Annotated in this window: 18 protein-coding genes; 13 read left to right on the forward strand and 5 right to left on the reverse strand. The window is 41.0% G+C overall.

Features of this window, described 5'->3' with window-relative positions; genetic code table 11:
* Positions 1-324 precede the first annotated feature (324 nt).
* Entirely contained in the window at positions 325-1,410 is a 1,086-nt protein-coding gene (locus tag ACE1CC_RS16055) for a hypothetical protein (RefSeq protein ID WP_413271439.1), read from the reverse strand.
* 375 nt (positions 1,411-1,785) lie between these two features.
* Here ACE1CC_RS16055 and ACE1CC_RS16060 point away from each other — a divergent pair, with 375 nt between their 5' ends.
* From ACE1CC_RS16060 to ACE1CC_RS16095, 8 genes are all read left to right on the forward strand, one after another.
* The gene (locus ACE1CC_RS16060) at positions 1,786-2,418 is read left to right on the forward strand and encodes a helix-turn-helix transcriptional regulator (protein ID WP_413271440.1); all 633 of its coding nucleotides are present in this window, start codon (positions 1,786-1,788) and stop codon (positions 2,416-2,418) included.
* Between the two features lie 94 nt (positions 2,419-2,512).
* Entirely contained in the window at positions 2,513-3,475 is a 963-nt protein-coding gene (cofG, locus tag ACE1CC_RS16065) for a 7,8-didemethyl-8-hydroxy-5-deazariboflavin synthase subunit CofG (protein ID WP_413271441.1), read from the forward strand.
* 38 nt (positions 3,476-3,513) lie between these two features.
* Positions 3,514-3,999, forward strand: coding sequence for a hypothetical protein (locus tag ACE1CC_RS16070; protein WP_413271442.1), 486 nt, complete (start codon positions 3,514-3,516; stop codon positions 3,997-3,999).
* Complete coding sequence (locus tag ACE1CC_RS16075; RefSeq protein WP_413271443.1) at positions 3,992-6,328, forward strand: Z1 domain-containing protein; 2,337 nt, start codon at positions 3,992-3,994, stop codon at positions 6,326-6,328. Before ACE1CC_RS16070 ends, ACE1CC_RS16075 begins: the two co-directional genes overlap by 8 nt.
* Positions 6,324-6,662, forward strand: coding sequence for a type II toxin-antitoxin system PemK/MazF family toxin (locus ACE1CC_RS16080; protein ID WP_459563858.1), 339 nt, complete (start codon positions 6,324-6,326; stop codon positions 6,660-6,662). Before ACE1CC_RS16075 ends, ACE1CC_RS16080 begins: the two co-directional genes overlap by 5 nt.
* Positions 6,663-6,800: 138 nt before the next feature.
* On the forward strand, positions 6,801-7,241 hold the full coding sequence (locus ACE1CC_RS16085; RefSeq protein ID WP_413271445.1) for a tetratricopeptide repeat protein: 441 nt from the start codon (positions 6,801-6,803) through the stop codon (positions 7,239-7,241).
* A 53-nt stretch (positions 7,242-7,294) separates the two neighbouring features.
* Positions 7,295-9,007: a GTPase HflX gene (hflX, locus tag ACE1CC_RS16090; RefSeq protein WP_459563859.1), complete on the forward strand. Its 1,713-nt coding sequence runs from the start codon at positions 7,295-7,297 to the stop codon at positions 9,005-9,007.
* A gap of 695 nt (positions 9,008-9,702) precedes the next feature.
* On the forward strand, positions 9,703-10,500 hold the full coding sequence (locus ACE1CC_RS16095; RefSeq protein ID WP_413271447.1) for a cistern family PEP-CTERM protein: 798 nt from the start codon (positions 9,703-9,705) through the stop codon (positions 10,498-10,500).
* Positions 10,501-10,775: 275 nt separating this feature from the next.
* On the opposite strand, the gene tnpA is transcribed toward ACE1CC_RS16095, so the two are convergent.
* On the reverse strand, positions 10,776-11,183 hold the full coding sequence (tnpA, locus tag ACE1CC_RS16100) for an IS200/IS605 family transposase (RefSeq protein ID WP_413271500.1): 408 nt from the start codon (positions 11,181-11,183) through the stop codon (positions 10,776-10,778).
* 55 nt (positions 11,184-11,238) lie between these two features.
* Here tnpA and ACE1CC_RS16105 point away from each other — a divergent pair, with 55 nt between their 5' ends.
* The 5 genes from ACE1CC_RS16105 to ACE1CC_RS16125 all read left to right on the forward strand — a co-directional run bounded on the left by ACE1CC_RS16105 (position 11,239) and on the right by ACE1CC_RS16125 (position 16,201).
* On the forward strand, positions 11,239-12,783 hold the full coding sequence (locus ACE1CC_RS16105) for a zinc ribbon domain-containing protein (protein WP_413271448.1): 1,545 nt from the start codon (positions 11,239-11,241) through the stop codon (positions 12,781-12,783).
* A 118-nt stretch (positions 12,784-12,901) separates the two neighbouring features.
* Positions 12,902-13,159, forward strand: coding sequence for a glutaredoxin 3 (gene grxC / locus ACE1CC_RS16110; protein ID WP_413271449.1), 258 nt, complete (start codon positions 12,902-12,904; stop codon positions 13,157-13,159).
* A 73-nt stretch (positions 13,160-13,232) separates the two neighbouring features.
* Complete coding sequence (gene gshB / locus ACE1CC_RS16115) at positions 13,233-14,201, forward strand: glutathione synthase (RefSeq protein WP_413271501.1); 969 nt, start codon at positions 13,233-13,235, stop codon at positions 14,199-14,201.
* 61 nt (positions 14,202-14,262) lie between these two features.
* A complete protein-coding gene (locus ACE1CC_RS16120) occupies positions 14,263-14,730 on the forward strand; it encodes a DUF4870 domain-containing protein (protein ID WP_413271450.1) in 468 nt (155 codons plus the stop codon).
* Positions 14,731-15,073: 343 nt separating this feature from the next.
* Positions 15,074-16,201 (forward strand): Gfo/Idh/MocA family oxidoreductase, encoded by a 1,128-nt coding sequence (locus ACE1CC_RS16125; RefSeq protein WP_413271451.1) that lies wholly within the window; start codon positions 15,074-15,076, stop codon positions 16,199-16,201.
* Here ACE1CC_RS16125 and ACE1CC_RS16130 read toward each other — a convergent pair.
* The 3 genes from ACE1CC_RS16130 to serA all read right to left on the reverse strand — a co-directional run bounded on the left by ACE1CC_RS16130 (position 16,191) and on the right by serA (position 19,526).
* Positions 16,191-16,508, reverse strand: coding sequence for a hypothetical protein (locus ACE1CC_RS16130; protein WP_413271452.1), 318 nt, complete (start codon positions 16,506-16,508; stop codon positions 16,191-16,193). The genes ACE1CC_RS16125 and ACE1CC_RS16130 overlap by 11 nt on opposite strands.
* A 419-nt stretch (positions 16,509-16,927) precedes the next feature.
* A complete protein-coding gene (gene prmA, locus ACE1CC_RS16135; RefSeq protein WP_413271502.1) occupies positions 16,928-17,824 on the reverse strand; it encodes a 50S ribosomal protein L11 methyltransferase in 897 nt (298 codons plus the stop codon).
* Positions 17,825-17,945: 121 nt separating this feature from the next.
* Positions 17,946-19,526, reverse strand: coding sequence for a phosphoglycerate dehydrogenase (gene serA / locus ACE1CC_RS16140; RefSeq protein ID WP_413271453.1), 1,581 nt, complete (start codon positions 19,524-19,526; stop codon positions 17,946-17,948).
* Positions 19,527-19,918: the final 392 nt, after the last annotated feature.

Genomic DNA, 19,918 nt, shown 5'->3' on the forward strand with positions numbered 1-19,918 from the left:
GTTGCAAAACCGTTCCCAAACGTTGGCGCTTTCGCGGCGTTGAATGGTTGTGGTCATTGTTGGATAATTGCGATGATTTATTTTTCGAGGTTCAGAGCGGTTTGTTTGCCCGCTTAAATATACATTAAGGGATTTGTTTCGATTTGTAAAGTATTTGTTGCTATTGATTTTGATTGTTTAATTTTATGGGAATTATCAGGCCAGCTTATAGAAGGCAGAAGGGAAAAGGTTAAAGGTTAAAGAAGGAAAGAATGGGGAATGGAACTAAGATAAGCTGAATCTAGATCCCCGACTTCTTCAAGAAGTCGGGGATCTGAGTTAGGACTATTTCCGCCGTGTTGCACTAGGAACAGTTTCCTTTCTCGCACCTTCTAAGGTAGGCTGAAACTTCAGACCGGAGAGAGTTTGGCGCACGTTCAAAGCGAGAAAGCGATCGACCGGAATATAAATCCGATAAATCGGGCGTTGAGCATCTTGGTAAGTTCTTTGAAATCCCAGAACTCGCCCCAATTCTCCAGAAATCGGGTTAATTGCCACACTATATAGATCGCAGAGATTGGGAAAATCAACTTGCACCTTTACCAAAGTTTTCTGTAAATCTTCGACAAAATTACAAATCGTTTCATACTCCATATATGGATTATCGATCAGCCAAGCTCTCAGAAAGGCACAACTGCAATCTACATCTCCGGGAACAGCCATTTTAAAAGGTTCATGTTGCATATCCGAAGTAAAGAAGCGCGTTTTTCCGGGAGGGAGAAAGAAATTCGCCTCTGATTCCTTTACAGTTGGGTAAATAATTGAAATTCCTACAGGATGCAAGTTATCACTCCGGCGCAACACCCGCATTCCGGTAGAATATTGCCTTCCCCAATCACGTAATATTTGGGTAATCTGGTGAGGAGTTGTGCTGGCATCTTTTGCCGTTTGCACATAATGGCGATCGATCAAATTAGCCACCGGAACCGCATCAGTTCTCAGATTAAAATCATCTATGATTAATTGCACTGGTTCAGCTGAGTGTGGCGGATCGAGCAGTTCCGACCAAGGCATAATTTGAATGCAAGTAGTGTGACCATCGAATTGTTTTTCTATTAAACCAAGTGCTGCTAATTGATCGATCATCATTCCCGCAGCCCGATCGCCACCTCGGTCTTTTTCACTATAAAATAGTTCCGCTGCTTCCCTGTGAGTACAAGCTACCCATCCTTGCGGTAATTCTAATTTTGTCAAAGGTTGCACCAAGCGGCGACCTGATTCTTGTAATTCTTTCACTAACAAGTATGCCCACAAGCGAACAAAATATTCAGCCCTTCGCTTGGTAAGTCCACCCCCCCGCTTCACCAGCATAGAAACATAGCTACGCTGTTGCTCGATCGGAAACCACTTTTCTAGGTATTCTGGGGTCATAGTAGTAAAGTGAATCAGGTAGTTTTTACTGAAGCACCCTTTAGGGTGAGGTTTTTCCCGACTACTAGGCCGAGAATTTCTACAGAAGCAATAAGATTGGCTACAAATGCCAGGAAACCATATCCCGAAGCAGGGCTAATAATAGCTTTCAGTTTTTGCTTTCAGACCAGTAAAAGCTGATGTCGGTTATTTTGGCGTTTTCTGGCTCCATCCGCTTTCAGTTTAACAGAAAAACTTCACCCTACTTCAGGTTGATTCACCTGATTGGAGCCGCTACGATATGACTTCTCTAAAGTGGTGATCTCAACTGCTTACTCATTGCACCTTCACTCAACGCCAAGACAGAATGGGCTCATAGAGAGAGAGAAAGCAATTATGAACGCTCATTCACTGACTGTTAATCTAGAAATATCTACTTCTGTTCCAGAGAAATCAGAAGTTAACAACCCATTGTTTAATTCTCCTTGGATGGCTTTAGCTGAGTCCTTAAGAGAAGGTGTCATGGTAATTTCGCGCCATGTCAAACCTATATATATGAATCAACAAGCTAAGGAGATTAGTCAAAAATTGTCGATCGGCGATCGTCACTTAACCATTTTACCCTTAGAAATTTCCGAAATTTGTTACCGATTAATTAGATATGGTACAAATTATCAACAAACGATCGTTACCGAATGTTTAACCGTCGAACAGCAAACAATTCGCATCCGCGCCAGTTGGGTAAACTTAGGTGCTGCTGATGCTAATTTACCTGCAAGTGAAAATCAACAGATTGTGATTTTCTTAGAAAATCGCAATCAAATTCTGCAAGAAGATTTACAATTCGAGCAGCAAAAGTATCAGTTAACCGATCGCGAAATCGAAATTTGGTCGCTGCTACGTCAAGAATACAGCTATCAAGATATTGCCGAAAAGCTGCATATCAGTTTAAACACCGTCAAAACTCATGTAAAAAACATCTATGCCAAAAAACGTTGGCATCAATTAAAAGACAGCTATGAGGAGTAAGTGTTTTTGGCAATTGTTAGGAAGGACAGATATTGCCACTCTTGGGAGTTTAGCTAAAATTAATTAGCTGTCAATCATCAGTTAAAAGCAATTTATGTCTACTTCTACTTCCCGCCAAATCACTTACAGTCCTGCTTATACGATCGTCCCTACTTATGAATGTTTTAACCGATGTGCTTATTGCAATTTTCGCACAGACCCAGGTAAAAGTCCTTGGTTAACTCTTACTGATGCAGAAATTTTATTAAATTCCCTGCAAAATACAGGTGTTTGTGAAATTCTGATTCTTAGCGGCGAAGTACATCCTAACTCGCCTTTACGAAAAGCTTGGTTCGATCGCATTTACAACCTCTGTCAACTAGCACTCTCTTTAGGCTTTTTACCTCATACTAATGTTGGGCCATTATCTTTCGCAGAAATGGCACTATTAAAAAATGTCAATGTTTCAATGGGTTTAATGTTAGAACAATTAACCCCCAGTTTATTAAACACCGTTCACAAAAATGCACCCAGTAAATTACCAAAATTAAGATTACAACAATTAGAGTTTGCCGGAAAGTTAAAAATTCCTTTTACTACTGGTTTGTTGTTGGGTATTGGGGAAAGTTCAGCAGATTGGTGGGAGAGTTTAGAGGCGATCGCCAAACTCCACCAACGTTGGCGACACATTCAAGAAGTCATTCTCCAACCCCACAGTCCCGGAACTCAACAAACTGGACAATTTCCCGCTTTTGATAATCATTTATTACCCGAAATAATCAGCAAAGCTAAAGAAATTTTACCCGCAGAAATCACAATTCAAATTCCCCCAAACTTAGTCCAAGAACCAGAATTATTATTAGCTTGTTTAGATGCAGGTGCCAGAGATTTAGGCGGAATCGGACCAAAAGATGAAGTAAATCCCGATTATCCTCATCCGCATTATCAGAAATTAACCAAAATATTACAACCTGCGGGTTGGGAATTAGTACCACGTTTGCCAGTATATCCGCAATATGATAAGTGGTTATCTAAAGAATTACGAATTAGTGTGAAGCAGTGGCGATACAGGAAGTAATAATCGACTAAACTGAAATAAAATTAGTAAGATTTTTGATGATAAACGATCGAGAATTTTTACACGGTGCAGCCTTTTTCCGTTTGATTAATTATGGAGAGCAAATTGCGATCGCTCACCCATCTTGGATACATAGCTCTATTTACTTAATAGAAACTAATAGCAGTAAGTCAGCTATTCTTTTTAAGATATCAACCAAGCCAAAATCTGCTTGGTCATTCACATTCAGCATTCAAGAAGAGTCTGCATTGGATACTCTCTATAAAAAGTATCCTAACTTCACGGTGTTTATTGCATTAATATGTCACAAAGATGGTATCTGCTGCATAGCCCAGCAACGTCTTTGGAGTATATTAGATAAAGATAAAGATTCTGGCATTGGGGGTCAACATATCTCAGTGTCAAGACAGCCTCATGGTAGTTATCATGTAAGTGGCCCTGGCAGGCAGCAAATGGAGCAGACCGTACCCCAAAGTGACTGGCCTCGCGTAGTTTTTGCTAGTAGAGAAAATAGCTATGAGTGAAATTACTCTTAAAACAGATGGATACTGCATCAATAAGCTGATTGCTCGTTTGAGAAACAAAATAGGAGATAAAGCAGCAGAGGAATTAAAGCAAACGGCTGTAGAGATTGTTGAAAACTGCGTTAAAGTCTACTCTGAAAAATTTGGCGCTGGTGATGTTGGCGCTACAGGTACGGGACTTGTTAGTAATCCTCACAAAGGAAAAATACCCAATGGTACCACTGGTTTAATTTACGGTAGAGTTCAGAGCGGAAAAACTAATACTACTATTGCTACTCTAGCAGTTGCCCAGGAAAATGGATTTCGTTGTTTCCTTGTATTAACTTCTGACAATACTTGGCTTGGTAAACAAACTGCTAATCGTTTTAATAATCAACTCAAAGGTGGGCCAGTTGTCTTTGATTGGGAACAATGGAAAAAAGATCCGCAGGAATTTGCTAAAAGTAAATTACTTCCTTATATAAAAGATATTGGTGTTGTACTGGTATCAACTAAAAATCAGTGTCATTTAGATAATTTGCTTAAAGTTCTTAAATACGCTAATGCCAGTAGCGTACCAAGTTTGATATTTGATGATGAAGCTGATAATGCTAGTTTGAATACCAACGAAAAAAAGCAAGCTAAGAAAGGTAAAGACGCTGTTCCTGATAGTGCTATTTTCGATAAGATTGGCAAAATTCGCCAAGAAGTAACTAATCATATTTACTTACAGATTACAGCCACTCCACAAAGTTTATTGCTGCAAAATCTTGACCATCCATGTAAACCCGCTTTTTGTGCTGCCTTGCCAAAACCAGGCAATAGTTATATGGGAGGAGATTTATTTTTTGATGATGATAATAGCCCTTACTGCTCTATAGTTGAAGCTGAAGAAATAGAACTATTAAAACAGCAGGAAGGAAAAATAAATCCTGGGAATAACTGGAATATACCTAAAGGTTTGAGATTGGCTTTGTGCTGTTTCTTTCTGGGGGCAATTTATAAGATGCAATCGGCAACAGATGAAGATGCGAAATACTCATTTTTAGCTCATATATGCTATAAAAAGGATAATCACGATAACTTAGAAAAAATCATAAGTGGGTTTGTGGTAGAACTGGATCGGGCTCTACGAGATCAATTATCACCAACTAAGAAAGAACAGGCATTGAAGTGGTTAAATGAAGCTTATCAGGAGTTGAATAAAACAGTACCGAATTTACCACCTCTTGATGATCTAATTGAAGACTTAAAGCATGAATTACGCAGAGCTATACCTAAAGTTATTAATGCTAATAATCCCGATAAAGAACCAAACTATAACCCAGGAATGAATATTCTTATTGGTGGTAATAGGCTTGGCAGGGGTGTAACTATTGATGGATTGATGGTAACTTACTACGGACGGGATGCTAAACAAAAAGTCATGGATACCGTGCATCAACACGCCCGAATGTATGGTTATCGCCAGGAACTAAAAGATGTTACTCGTCTGTTCTTACCTGAACATAACTTAGAAGCTTTCCGTGCTATTCATGAATCTGATGAAGGTATGCGTCAGGCTATTGGCGACGATCCTAGTAATATTAAAATTAAACCTGTCTGGGTTGGTGGAGAACTTCAGGCAACTCGTTCTAACGTTTTGAACCCAGCAGAAATAGATGCTTTTACACCAGGTTCGCATATCTTTCCACGCGCTCCTTTTTATAAAGCAGCCGATGTCAGTGAAGAAACAAAAGTACTCAAAAAACTTTTGGCTGGATACCACAAGGATAAAGATGGCACTTATATACAATATGAAGCACAAGAAGTAGACATAGATTTTCTGATCGAGATAATCTCACACCTCCATAGTGACCATGTTTTTGGAGAAAAGTGGGAGGATAAACGAGTTAAAGAAGCTTTAAAAGCAATGAAAGCTAACGGAATTAAAAAAGGACGGCTAATGGTACGTGGAGGTAAAACAGGTCATGATTTGAAACGACAGCCACCAGATAAATGGGGTGGGGGAGGGTTTATTTCCAACAACATATTAAAAATTATCAAAAGTAACTATACAGATGTACCTTCACTTATTCTTGTGTATGAAAAAGGAAAAAAAAATAAAGGATGGGACGATCAACCACTCTATCTACCTATGCTGATTTTCCCAAAAAATAAATTTGTCTTTATGTTCAATTACTCAGATCATATTGAAGAAATTAGCGCTGATTTGGACTGGCAGTACATAGAGGAGATGGATGAAAAAGAATGGCTTCACGCCGCAGCGAATAACCCTGTTTTTGATTTCCTCAAAGATCCAGAAGAAGATATTTATACATTAGCTGATGGGAAGCCATTCAATGATTAAAGGTAAAGTTGTGCTAGTGCCTTTCCCATTTGACGATTTATCATCTACCAAGGTACGTCCGGCTGTCTGCTTAACTAACCCTATTGGGCCTTACGAACACATTATTTTGGCTTTTGTCACAAGTAAAATTTCCCGAAATTTACTAGCAACTGATATAGTTTTGGATACAACTCATCCCGACTTTGCTGCTAGCGGTTTACATCGACCTTCTACTATTAGATTGGATCACTTGATGACTGTTCAGAAGTCAATTATTCGGCGTGAATTAGGCGAATTGTCATTAGAAACTCAGGCTCAAATTGCTGATAAGTTGTGTAGGCTGTTAACTGAATAAGTCTAATATGCAAAGTTAGATTAAGCAATGGTGCTAAACAATGATTACAAATACTCAAAAAGCCGATCGCATCTTGTAATCGACAATCTCCTATTTGTATAATCAGCCTGGATAAATTCAAAACAAGCAAAATATTTTATGAATAACGAAAAGAATTATAAAGAACTATTGACAAAGTGCGATCGATCTTTGCAGACCAACCCAGAAAATAGTCAGCATTGGTATGACAGAGGAGATGCACTTGCCAACTTAGGTCATTATCAAAAAGCATTAGCCAGTTTTGACAAAGCCATAGAACTACAACCGCAAAACTGCGCCGCTTGGGTATTTCGAGGAGTCGTTTTAATACACCTACGACGTTATGAAGAAGCCCTCAACAGTTGTAACCAAGCATTAGAAATTAAACCCAACGATAGCGAAGCTTGGACATTTCGCGGTGCAGCATTAGCTAAATTAGGTCGCAAACAAGAAGCTTACCTGAGTTACGAAAAAGCATTGGGGAGAAAAGAACCATCACCTTGGCGAACAAAAGTGTGGAAATTCTTCGACCTCTTCAACAGACACAGTTTCCAGTCGTAATAGTTAAAATATATAAGACAAATTCGCAGCCAGGTTACTGGTAAGGAAGTCCTATAGAAACGATTTACGGAAACCTTCAGGGTCTAAAATCTAGTCAACTTAAGCAGCTAGAACGACTGTATCACCAACGTCTTCCGGGCGATCGCATCACCACGCCAGAATTCGCCCAGCGTTTAGGTGCCATTAGTGCGGAAATTAACCAACCAGTGTGCGCCTATATCAACCGTCGGGGACAAGTAATTCGCGTCGGAGTGGGAACACCCAGACAAACGCAAATTCCGCCCTTGGAACTACCCCGCTATGGTGCAGAACGACTCAGTGGTATACGTTGCATCGCCACGCAACAAAAAACCCATCCACCCAGCGAAGCAGACTTGACAGCAATGGCAATTCAACGCTTAGATGTTTTAGTCAGCCTCACCTTTACCGAAGAAGGTTTTGAACGCCGAGGCGGTGGTGCAACTGGGTATGTCAAAGAAACCTATTTAGCGCATCTCGTCCCCAATACGGCAGAAAAGTCAGAACTCAACGGACAAGCTGCTTGGACAGTTTCTTTACCCATGAGTTTAGACCTATTAAGCAAACAAGACTTATTGGAATTAGTCGAAAACTTAGAAGCAGAATTCCAAAGAGAATTTGTTGGTCAACAGGTAGACTTAGATCACGATCGCGTTTTAATCGTAGGTTTGCAAACAGATAACCTGAAGCCACAGGAATTTCAAAATATCCTCGATGAATTAGCCAGGTTAGTCAATACTGCTGGTGGAGAAGTTTTGCAAACTATCAAGCAGAAGCGTTCCCGTTTGCATCCCCAAACCGTTGTCGGTGAAGGTAAAGTGCAAGAAATTGCCCTGAGTGCCCAAACATTAGGAGCAAACTTAATTGTATTCGATCGCGACCTCTCACCCGGACAAGTTCGCAACCTAGAAACCCAAATTGGCGTGCGCGTAGTCGATCGCACCGAAGTAATATTAGATATCTTCGCCCAAAGAGCCCAATCTGGAGCCGGGAAATTACAAGTAGAACTCGCCCAATTAGAATATATGTTGCCTCGACTCACAGGTAGAGGACAAGCAATGTCTCGCTTGGGTGGTGGTATTGGAACTCGTGGTCCCGGTGAAACAAAATTAGAAACCGAACGTCGGGCTATTCAACGTCGCATCGCCCGCCTACAACAGGAAGTTAACCAATTACAAGCGCACAGAACAAGACTACGGCAAAACCGTCAGCATAAAGAAGTTCCCTCAGTAGCTTTAGTTGGTTACACCAATGCAGGCAAATCTACCTTGTTGAATACACTGACTAACGCCCAAGTTTACACTGCTGACCAACTGTTCGCCACCTTAGATCCTACTACCCGACGCTTGATGATTCCCAATGCTGACACTGGGGAACAAATGGCGATCGTCCTCACCGATACAGTAGGATTTATTCACGAACTACCCCCAGCTTTGATGGATGCTTTCCGCGCCACCTTGGAAGAAGTCACCGAAGCAGACGCTTTACTGCATTTAGTAGACCTTTCCCATCCCGCGTGGCAAAGTCAGATTCGTTCCGTAATGGCTATTTTATCCGAAATGCCCATTACTCCGGGCCCTGCGTTAATAGCTTTTAACAAAATTGACCAAGTAGACAGCGACACCCTCGCCTTAGCGCAAGAAGAGTTTCCGCAAGCAGTGTTTATTTCCGCAAGCGATCGTCTAGGATTAGAAACACTGCGTCAGCGACTTGCTCTATTAGTTAATTATGCTCTTGTGCATCATTAAAGGGTACGCTACCCAGATCCCCGACTTTTTCAAGAAGTCGGGGATCTTGATTAGAAACTCAGTAATTTAACTAGTGTATTTTCTAGGTAAGGAACACCCCGTTGTGATAGCGGGGTTAATTTTTTGGCTGGTTTTGATCTAACTAAAAATTGCTATCTTACGCAAACTTACTGAAAGAAAAGTATTTTCCTGAACACAGTTAATTAGGAAGGTTTTACGTACTATTACTAGAAGTTTTTCAGCTTTTATTTTCGGGATTGACGATCGCATTTCTTCAGACAACCAATCTCGTAAAATCAACCGTGTAATCACCGATCATTTAAAATTTTACCAAAAATTTATTTAGTAAAATTCTAATTTTAGATTCAGCAAAATTTCTGAGACAGTTGTCACTATTAAGGACAAAAATTGTCCAGCCTAGAATTAATTAGTGAGTATGTATGAAGATATCAAGAAGATCGTTAATTACTGTGGACAAAGCTTTTGTGAGTTGATTACATTGGATTTGAAATACAGTAAACACACCCGTTAACTGTTAAACAAACCCTAAACTAAGTTTTTTCTTTAAGTCTTTGGTTAGGGTAAACCCCAACTAATTACAAAAACTCATCCCGGTCATCAGGCGATCGCATCTCCCACAGAAATTAGTCTCGTAATCAAACTGTCGTAAATTCCAGTTATTTAGTTAAATGAAAATGTTGAAACACTTCCCAAAATTAGTTCTCGGTCTGTCTGCACTAGCAACAGTTGAAATCCTATCCCTCGCTATTGCCCCGATCGCTTCCGCTTTTACCATTAGTGGTAATAATATTGATGGTCTGACCAACACCGATATTGGCAAGGCTTTCGAGATTGACTTTAATGGTAGTGTCAATGAAACAGGTGTCTCAGGACTAACTTCCAGCGCCATCTTCACATTTCAAGGGTTTTCACGCTCTGGCAGCGATACTAACGCCCTGTTCGATATCATTCTCAAAAACACCTCTAGTGGGGGTATCCTTTCTAGAGTGTCTGCGATCGGGTTTAATACTGACAAGACTGAACTGAGCGGCAGCACTTCTGCACTTGCTCCAAGCAACACGGCGCTTTTTAGCGGTGCTAATGTAAATGGCTCCTTCCCGAACGGGTTTGGTAATATTGATATCTGCTTTACCAACGGTAACACCTGTCAAGGTGGGCAAAATGGCGGTGTAAGTAACTCCACGTCTCTACCTGGTGTTTACCAACAAGGTAGTTTCACAGCTAGTGTTGCTTTGCAAGGTTCAGTTAATAGTATTGCTATGAGTAACTTTGGTGTTCGCTACCAAAGTATTAGTGGCAATGGCTTTAACGGTGCAAGCGGCACTGGTAGAGCCACAACTGTTCGCGTGTATAATCCCAATCCGACTCCCGAAACGAGAAGGGTTCCTGAACCGGGCACAACACTTGCTTTGGGTGCAGTTGCTCTCAGTGCGCTCAAACTACGCAAACGCAACAGCGTAGCTCAAGCATAATTAATTTTCAAATGGCTGCCATTTGAGAGTTTGACTAAGAGAGACTAATTAGTTTTTGGGTTTCTGGTTGAAGTGGGGCAAGATCAAGATTAGGACTAGAGAACTACTTTTAATCTTGGTCTTTTTTATTTTGACGCTTTCTGGCTAACGTCGGGAAAACAAACAATAGCATCAACTGCAAGTTGATTAAAAAAGCTTCTCACCAAGTAACGTGCGCGGAAGCCCCTGGCTTTAGACTGTATGGAGGAAGCGCACGCCTGCGGTTTTAACCGCAGTCAAGTCCCAGGCTTCCATTTTTGGTTCTCAATATATTTCTTAACCACATCCAATGGCGCACCGCCAACAGTAGCCACAAAATAAGAATTAGTCCACAAGGTAGGTAATCTACTTTTGAGCCAGGGAAACTCTTGTCTCAAATAACGAGATGACCTACCTTTGATGATTTTAATAACTTGTTGAACACCAAATTGCGGGTCAATGCTAATCAATAAATGAACATGATCTGGCATAATCTCAAGCTCAATAATCTCGCACTTCTTCTCTTGAGCTACTTGTTGAATGATTTCTCTAAGTCTAGTATCAACACCATTGACTAGTACTTTGCGCCGATACTTAGGACACCAGACAATGTGATATTGACAAGCATATAAGATATTGTTATTTGATTTAAACTGATTGGGCATTGCTAATATACGCTCGGTTTCCATATAATAGTGGCATCAGTTAATTAGTAAGTCAATGCCTCGCCAAAATCGCAGCAAAACCCCATCATTTATTGTTGAGATGCCCCTGGTGGTATCCAACAAAGATGCTGGGGTTTTGTCATCTAGATTTGAAGCGGGTAGGCAACTTTATAATGCCTGCTTAGGTGAGGCAATGCGCCGACAAAAACTAGTTAAGCAATCGAAGAAATACCAAGAAGCAAGAGCGTTCAAAAAGGGTAAGGCAAGAACAGTAGCTTTTAAAGAAGTAAATCAAGCTTACGGCTATAGCGAATACGATCTGCATTCTTATTGCACAACTATTCGCAATTCTTGGATTGGGGAACATATCGACTCAAACACGGCACAGAAATTAGCGACTCGCGCTTTTAATGCGAGTGAGAAGGTGGCTTTTGGTCAAGCTAAGAAAGTTCGATTTAAAGGTAAAAACCAGATTGATTCATTGGAAGGTAAAACAAATAAAACTGGGATTAGATGGATTAACGAGACTTTAGTTTGGGGTAATCTTCAACTAAAGCCACATCTAACAACCTACGATCCAGTGGTAACTCATGGGCGGCATAGCCGAGTTAAATATGTCAGATTAGTGCGTCGTCGGATTAATGGTAAAACTTTCTACTACGCTCAATTGGTTTGTGAAGGTAAGCCTTTCCAAAAGCCCAAAAATCGAATTGGTCAAGGTGTTGTTGGGTTAGATATTGGGCCATCTACTATTGCTATTGTTAGCGATGAATTTGGGAAACTAACATTATTTGCATCAGAATTAAAGTTGGCTTCAAATAAGATTCGTCAGCTACAAAGAAAAATGGAACGGTCTAGAAGGGCGAATAACCCAAAAAACTACAATCCTGACTTGGTTAACAAAAGGGGGCAGAAGAAGAAAGGGACAATTAAGAAAAGTCGTCATTCTTGGAATAATTCCCGTAGTTATCAGAAAGTTAGGACAGCTAAAGCTAATCTTGAAAGGAAGTTAGCTGCCCACAGAAAGTCTTTGCATGGGAAGTTGGTTAACGAGATTTTGAGTCTTGGTGATAATATCAAGCTAGAAAAGCTTTCCTACAAATCATTTCAAAAGAATTATGGAAAATCTGTAGTCAAACGTGCGCCAGGGGAATTTGTTTTGCATTTAAAGCGTAAGGCTGAAAGTGCTGACGTTAATGTGATGGAATTCTCCACTAAAACAACTAAATTGTCGCAAACTTGTCATCAATGCGAAAGTGTAAAAAAGAAAAATCTCTCTGACAGAATCCATCAATGTGATTGTGGAATCTATTGTCAAAGAGATTTGTATTCGGCTTTTCTTGCCAAATTTGTTGATGAAAAAGAACTGCTTCAAGCGAATCAAGCGCGAGATGCTTGGTTAGGTTCGGAACCGATCCTGTATGCGGCTTGGAGACAGGCGACCCAAACTAACTTGCGATTAGGAGGACGAGTTCCTTCTTCCTTTGGGAAATTCCCGGAGTCAGAGCGAGTCGCAGCAAAAGTTCTCAATGTCGATGCTCGCGTACTTGGATGTTGTACCAATTCGGGAGAGCCAAGTAGAGGCATCAAAACATTTTGAACCCCCCGCTTTCTAAGCGTGGGGTGGCTTCAGCAGATAACATTGTGAGGAGCTTTTTAGTGAGGACTAATGCTCGTTAGACTAGGATAGTAATATTGCTTAACATTTTAAGGATGTTATGGCCGCTAACGTAGAAATTTACACTTGGAGTACTTGCCCCTTCTGCATCCGTGCTAAAGCTTTGCTGGACAAAAAGGGAGTTGAGTTTACTGAATACTGCATCGATGGAGATGAAGCAGCACGGGGGAAAATGGCTCAACGTGCTAACGGACGACGCTCTTTACCGCAAATTTTCATTAATGACCAGCATATCGGCGGTTGTGATGACCTTCATGCCTTAGATAGAACAGGTAAACTCGACCCACTCCTGGTATAGTCTTTAATCGTTGGTCTTTGGTTAGAAATGACCAATGACCAATGACCAATGACCAATGACTAATAACAAAACAATGAAATTTGCTTTTATCATTGACCCAATTCAAAAGTTAGACCCTGGTCACGATACCAGCGTAGCGTTTATGGAAGCGGCTCAACAATTGGGTCATGAGGTTTGGATTACCCAAGCGGAAAGTTTAAGCGTGGTTAATGGTCAAGCTTGGGCTCTTTTACAAAGGGTGCAACTGACTCCAGTACAATTAGTAGACGGACGTTGGTTAATTACTCTGCCTTGGTTTGAATTAGGAGAAACTGTTTTTCAAGTTTTAGAAAGTATGGATGCTGTTTTTATGCGAACAGATCCACCAGTGACGATTCCTTATCTTTATGCTACTTATATTCTTGATTACATTAACCCTGAAAAAACGCTAGTAATTAATTCTCCCAGAGGCATTAGAGCCGCTAATGAAAAAATGTATGCGCTTCAGTTTACTGAGGCAATACCGGAAACCATTGTTACTCCAGATAAATTGGTAATTCGGGAATTTGTGGACAAAAAAGGAGCGGCAGTTCTTAAACCTTTGGGGGGTAAGGCGGGAGAAGGGATTTTATTTTTGGAAGGGGGCGATCGCAATTTCAATTCTTTAATAGAACTCAGCACTTTGCAAGGTCGAATTCCAGTAATGGTGCAAGAATATTTACCCGCTGCTAAGGAAGGAGATAAACGCATTATCTTACTTAATGGTGAACCAATTGGCGCTGTAAATCGCGTTCCTACTGGTAAGGAATTTCGCGGTAATATGGCTGTGGGTGGTCAAGCTGTGGCGACGGAAATTAGCGATCGCGAACTCCAAATTTGCGCCCAAGTCGCTCCCGTGTTAAAACAAGATGGTTTGATTTTTGTTGGTCTTGATGTGATTGGTGGCTACCTGACAGAAGTAAATGTTACTAGTCCTACAGGTGTCCGAGAAATCGATCGCTTAAGCGGTACTCAACTCGGTTATCAAGTGATTCAATGGATAGAGCAACACTCAAAAAAGTAATGCTAAATTTGGCTTAACTAAATGAGATAACTGCTGAGTTAGTTCTCTGGAATAATCAGCCATGACACAAAATAACGAGACTCAAGAGATTCGCAAGTGGGGAATGTGGGCACATCTCTCTTCCCTTATTTGGATACCTTTCATATTTATTGGCTTTACTTTACCTGTTCTCAATATTATTGGGCCATTAACTATTTGGTGGTTCAAAAGAAGCGACGATTCTTTTATTGATGAACAGGCAAAAGAGTCACTAAACTTTCAGCTTTGTTTTACAATCTACAACTTTATAATGGCGCTAATTTTATTAGTTCCAAGTATAATCATAGGCTTAACTAGAATTGCTGCCATTGGGAGAAGTGGAACCGAACAAGATGGTGATATTCTTTTTGGTTTAAAATTAGGTACGTTGAGTTTTTCTCTAACCATACTTCTGGCTATTTCTCAATTGATTTTAGTAATCAATGCCTCTCGTAAAGCCAAAAATGGTGAATTCTACCTCTATCCTTTTACTATTCGTTTTTTGAGATAAGTTCATGTCTTGAGCATCTACCTAAAAATCACAATTGGGTTTGGCTATTTGTTTGTGGCAATTGTTTTTCATTGGCGATCGCTAATTTGATGTGTTTCATGATTTTTGCAGGGATGAGAGGCGCTTTTTTAACCGCAGATGAAAGCAGATAAACGCAGATAAACGCAGATGTAGGTGCAGTGTTTATGGTGAGAAGCAGAGATTCCTTTTAACCACAGATATCTACGGATAAACCGCATCTCTAGAAAATTCACAAGTTGGTGTTGCCGTTGTCGGAACTGCATTTGGAAAATAAGAAATAATGCTAAACTTGGCTTATCTATTCGTTTTTTGAAATAAGTTTATGTCTGTAGCATCTGCTCAAAATTCAAAAGTTGGTGTCGCTGTTGTGGGAACTGGATTTGGAGAAAAAGTCCAGATCCCCGGATTACAAGAAAACCCAAATACTGCTGTTGTTGCGGTTTATAATCGCGATTTAGCTAAGGCAAAAACCATAGCTTCTAAATATAATATTCCGCATGGTTGTACTTCTATTGAAGAGATTTTAGCTTTGCCGGAAGTAGAAGCTGTGAGTATTTCTACGCCGCCATTTTTGCATTATGAAATGGCGAGTCAGGTGTTGCAAGCTGGAAAACATTTATTATTAGAAAAGCCGACAACTTTAACAGCTATTGAGGCTAGAGAATTATATCTTATGGCGAACAGGTGTGGTGCGATCGCGACAATGGATTTTGAATTTCGCTTTGTCCCCGCTTGGATGATGCTATCAGAAATGTTAGCGGCAGATTATGTGGGAAACAAGCGATTAATTAAAATAGATTGTTTAGTTCCCAGTCGTGCTGATGCAACGCGCCCTTGGAACTGGTATGCGCGAAAAGATCAAGGTGGTGGCGCATTAGGCGCTGTAGGTTCCCACATTTTTGATTATATTAGTTGGTTATTTGGCCCTGTACGTCGCTTATCAGCCAAATTAATTACCACTATACCCACTCGTCCCGACCCCAACACAGGTGAAATGAAACCTGTGGATGCTGATGATGCCTGTATGTTGATGCTAGAGTTGGCAGATGGTACACCTTGTCAAATTTGTATTAGTTCGGTGACTTATCAAGGACGAGGGCATTGGGTGGAAATTTATGGCGATCGCGGTACCCTAGTTTTAGGCAGCGATAACCAAAAAGATTATGTTCACGGCTTTCGTCTCTTAGCTGCACCCGCCGGGAAAAACCTTTCGGAAGTAGAAATTCCCCACAGATTAGTTTTTCCCAAAAATTACACGGATGGTAGAATCGCACCTTTTATCCGAGTTGTTGATAATTGGGTACAAGGTATTAAATTCGGCACAGCGCAGACACCTTCCTTAAAAGAAGGAGTTTATTCACAATTGTTGATGGATTTAGCTCACAAGTCCAATGATACTGGTGTTTGGGTAGAAGTTCCTGAGTTACAAACATTTTTAGCTAGTAAATAGAAGATTGGCGGCGCAAACCTTTAGTTTTTACCTCGTCTTCTAGCTTATTAGCTAAGTTGATCAGAAACTTGACATTATTAATTGTAACATCCAGACCCTCCTCACTTACTGGGCAACCATAACGAGGAAAGTTTTCATTGGGATGTTGCCAACGTAACCACAGTTTTCCATTGATAACTTTAGTGCTGATTCCCCATCCTTTGTAACGGACAGGAATTTGCTCTAATAAGCTATCAGAAATTTTGGGAGCAGGATGAGAGGATTTTTGGTGTTTAGATTGCTGGGAATCTTTGAAATAGGTAGGCATTTTTGCTAGTTTTGTTAACTCAACAAGTATAAATATGCTGTAAAACTCCTTTCGGAGTGGTGATGCAGCCTGCTCTGTAAAAGTGATGTAATTAAACGAATTAGGTGAGCGAAAATAGAGTGTTTTGGTGACATTCTTTCGACTCTTCCTGTGACAGTTGTCACTACTAGCTAGGTAAAATCTGCTTTATTGTTTTTTAATTATAGACTGGTTGTGAGGTACAAAATGTATCCTACTGACTGAGTAATTGTAAACAATAGTGTCTTTAATGTGTGTATTTATTTGAAGATAAGAATTCGTTTGCGGTTAAATAAGACATAGTAATTGAGTATTTGTACTACAGATATCTTATGAAAATTTCGCAAAAAGATTCAATTTACTACATAAGTTAATATCGATCGGGAAAGTTAATAATAAATTTAGATTCTGCGAATATTAAAACAGCACCATTCTTGTCTGCGCCAGAGAGCAGCGACGATCCAACCTTGTTGTTCTAAAACATCAGCTACAGGTTTTGCTTGTTCGACAAGAATACCGCTAAGAATGCCCCAACTGGTAGGTTTGACGATCGCCCCCATTTGCGGCAACAAGTCAATAATTACCTCAGCGAGAATATTGCAGACAATCCCATCTACTGGACTATCGATTAATTGTTTGACGCGATCGACACTTCCCTGTTCAATAATTAAACGTTCCGAACTAACATGATTCAGAGTGCGGTTGCTGCGAGCGGAACGCACCGCCAAAGGATCAGTATCCACAGCATAAACTTTTTGGGCACCTAGTAACACCGAGCCGATCGAGAGAATACCAGAACCACAACCGATATCTGCCACGACTATGTGAGAGTCAGTTTCCGGATCGGTTAAGCGCATTTCCAAAGCTTCTAAGCAAAGCTGAGTGGTAGCATGATTCCCCGTACCGAAAGCCACACCGGGATCGAGGCGGAAGACAATGCGTGAGGTGTCGGTGGGAACAGGTAGCCAAGCGGGGTTGATTAAAAAGCGATCGCCAATTTCTTGCGGTTGCCAATGTGCTTTCCAACTACTTGACCAATCTTCCTCATCAATTAAATGCCATTGCATCGCGGCTAATGGCAAACCCAAAACCAGCGCATCTTGACGTAACCATAAAGAAAGCGCTGCTAAATCCAATAATTCTGCTTGTTCTTGCGGTAAGTAAGCCCTAACTAAGGAATGATTCCCTTTAATTTCACTAGCAGTTCCCCGACAGCCAAAATTTTCTAATCGCCAGAATATTGCTTCTTCTAAAACTGGATCGCAGAAAATTTGTAGTTCCCACCAACTGTTTGCCATGTTTGAAAAATTACGCGACAGATTAACACTCAAGCGATTTAAGAATAGTTTTAAGTTTTGAGTTTTAAGTTTTAAGTTCATTCAAAACTCAAAACTCATAACTCATAACTATTCTGAGGATTTACAGAGTAACTGTGTAAGCATCGCGAATTCCGGGAACTTTGAGAATTTCGGTTAAAACTCCTTCCGGTAGGGGATCGTCCAGACTCAGCACCATTACCGCATCACCGCGCACAATTTTGCGACCTACCTGCATACTGGCAATATTGACATTAAAACTGCCTAGTAAAGAACCGATTTTGCCGATAATTCCTGGCATATCCCGGTGCAGAGTAAATAGCATGTGGTGAGTTGGTGGAACATTGATCGGGAAATCATTAATATCTGTAATGTGAATTTCCCCATCACCCAACAAAGCGCCTGTAACTGAGTGTTCGCCTAAAGATCCCTTTGCTTCTAAGTGTAAGGAACCAGCATAGTCGCGCACTGCGTTATCTCTGGTTTCAATGACTCTAATTCCCCGTTCTTTAGCTTCAATGCTGGCGTTGACGTAGTTGACTCGTTCTCGCAGTGCTTGGTAAAGTAAACCTTTTAAAGCGGCGATTACTATGGGTTTACTGTCATTTGTTGCCAATTCTCCTTGCAAATGGACGTTGAGACTTTCGACTCTTCCCCCTGCAAGCTGACTCACCAAATTGCCCAAAGTTTCTGCCAGTCGCAGATATGGCTTGAGTTTTTCCAAGACATCGGGGTACAAACCGGGGATGTTGACGGCGCTGCGGGCGGGTAATCCTAATAATACATCGCGGATTTGTTCGGCGACATCGATCGCCACATTTACCTGTGCTTCAGCGGTAGAAGCGCCTAAGTGAGGAGTGAGGATTACATCTTTACCCATCTGGCATAACGGCGACTCACCCAGAGGTTCTTTGGCAAACACATCCAAGGCTGCTCCGGCAATTTTACCTTCTTTAACTGCTTCTGCCAAAGCTGCTTCATCAATTATCCCACCCCTAGCGCAGTTAATAATGCGGGTGGTAGGTTTCATTTTGGCTAAAGCTTCGGCATTGATCAAATTGGTAGTTTCTGGAGTTTTGGGTATATGCAGCGTAATATAATCAGCTTCCCGGAATAGCATATCCAGATCTACCAAACGACAACCGATGTGTTCTGCACGTTCGGTAGAAATAAATGGGTCGAATGCTAATAATTTCATACCCATTGCTTTGGCGACTGCGGCTACGTGAGAGCCTATTTTACCTAAGCCAACAATACCGAGAGTTTTTTTGTAAACTTCTGTGCCAACGAATTTTTTACGTTCCCATTTTCCACTTTTGACTGAAGTGTTGGCATCGGGGATCGAACGAGAGAGTGCTAGCATTAGGGCGATCGCGTGTTCAGCTGCTGCGATCGTGTTACCTTCCGGGGAGTTAACTACGACAATACCTTGTCTGGTTGCCGCAGGCACATCTACATTATCAACACCAACCCCGGCGCGACCAATAATTTTCAACTGTTTAGCAGCTGCGATCACTTCTTGAGTAACGCGAGTTTCGGAACGGATCATTAATGCGTCATATTCGGGAATGATCCTCACCAACTCTTCTGCGGGTAGCCCGGTTTTTACATCAACTTGGGCTACCTGGGATAAGATGTCGATGCCAGCTTGGTCTATTGGATCGGAAACGAGAACCTTTGACATGAGTAGTAAGTGAGTTTAAATAAGAACGCAGAAGGCAGAAAGCAGAGGGCAGAAGGCTTTTATACGCTTATACAAAGCTTTTTCACCTTTTTTAACTGCAATAGTTATTGCTACCTTGTACTGGTTTGCCACCATGAAAAATCTTTACAGTAGGTCATTCTAGCGGCAAACGACATTACCGATTGAGTTTTGCTAGAAAGTTTTTAGGCTTTGAGTCGGGATTGGGTCTAAATGTAGGGGTAATTCATGAATTACCCCTACATTTAGATCTTCTGTGTCAGTCTTGTTCCACTTAAATGATTTTTTCCTCCGAACATGAATTAGCCCTACCATCTCCCCATCTCCCCATCCTCCCTGTTCCCTTCGCTGCTACGCTGTTAAAAGTAACCGCT

It is taken from the genome of Floridaenema aerugineum BLCC-F46 (genome assembly GCF_041929345.1).
GTDB classification, from domain to species: Bacteria; Cyanobacteriota; Cyanobacteriia; order Cyanobacteriales; family Aerosakkonemataceae; genus Floridanema; species Floridanema aerugineum.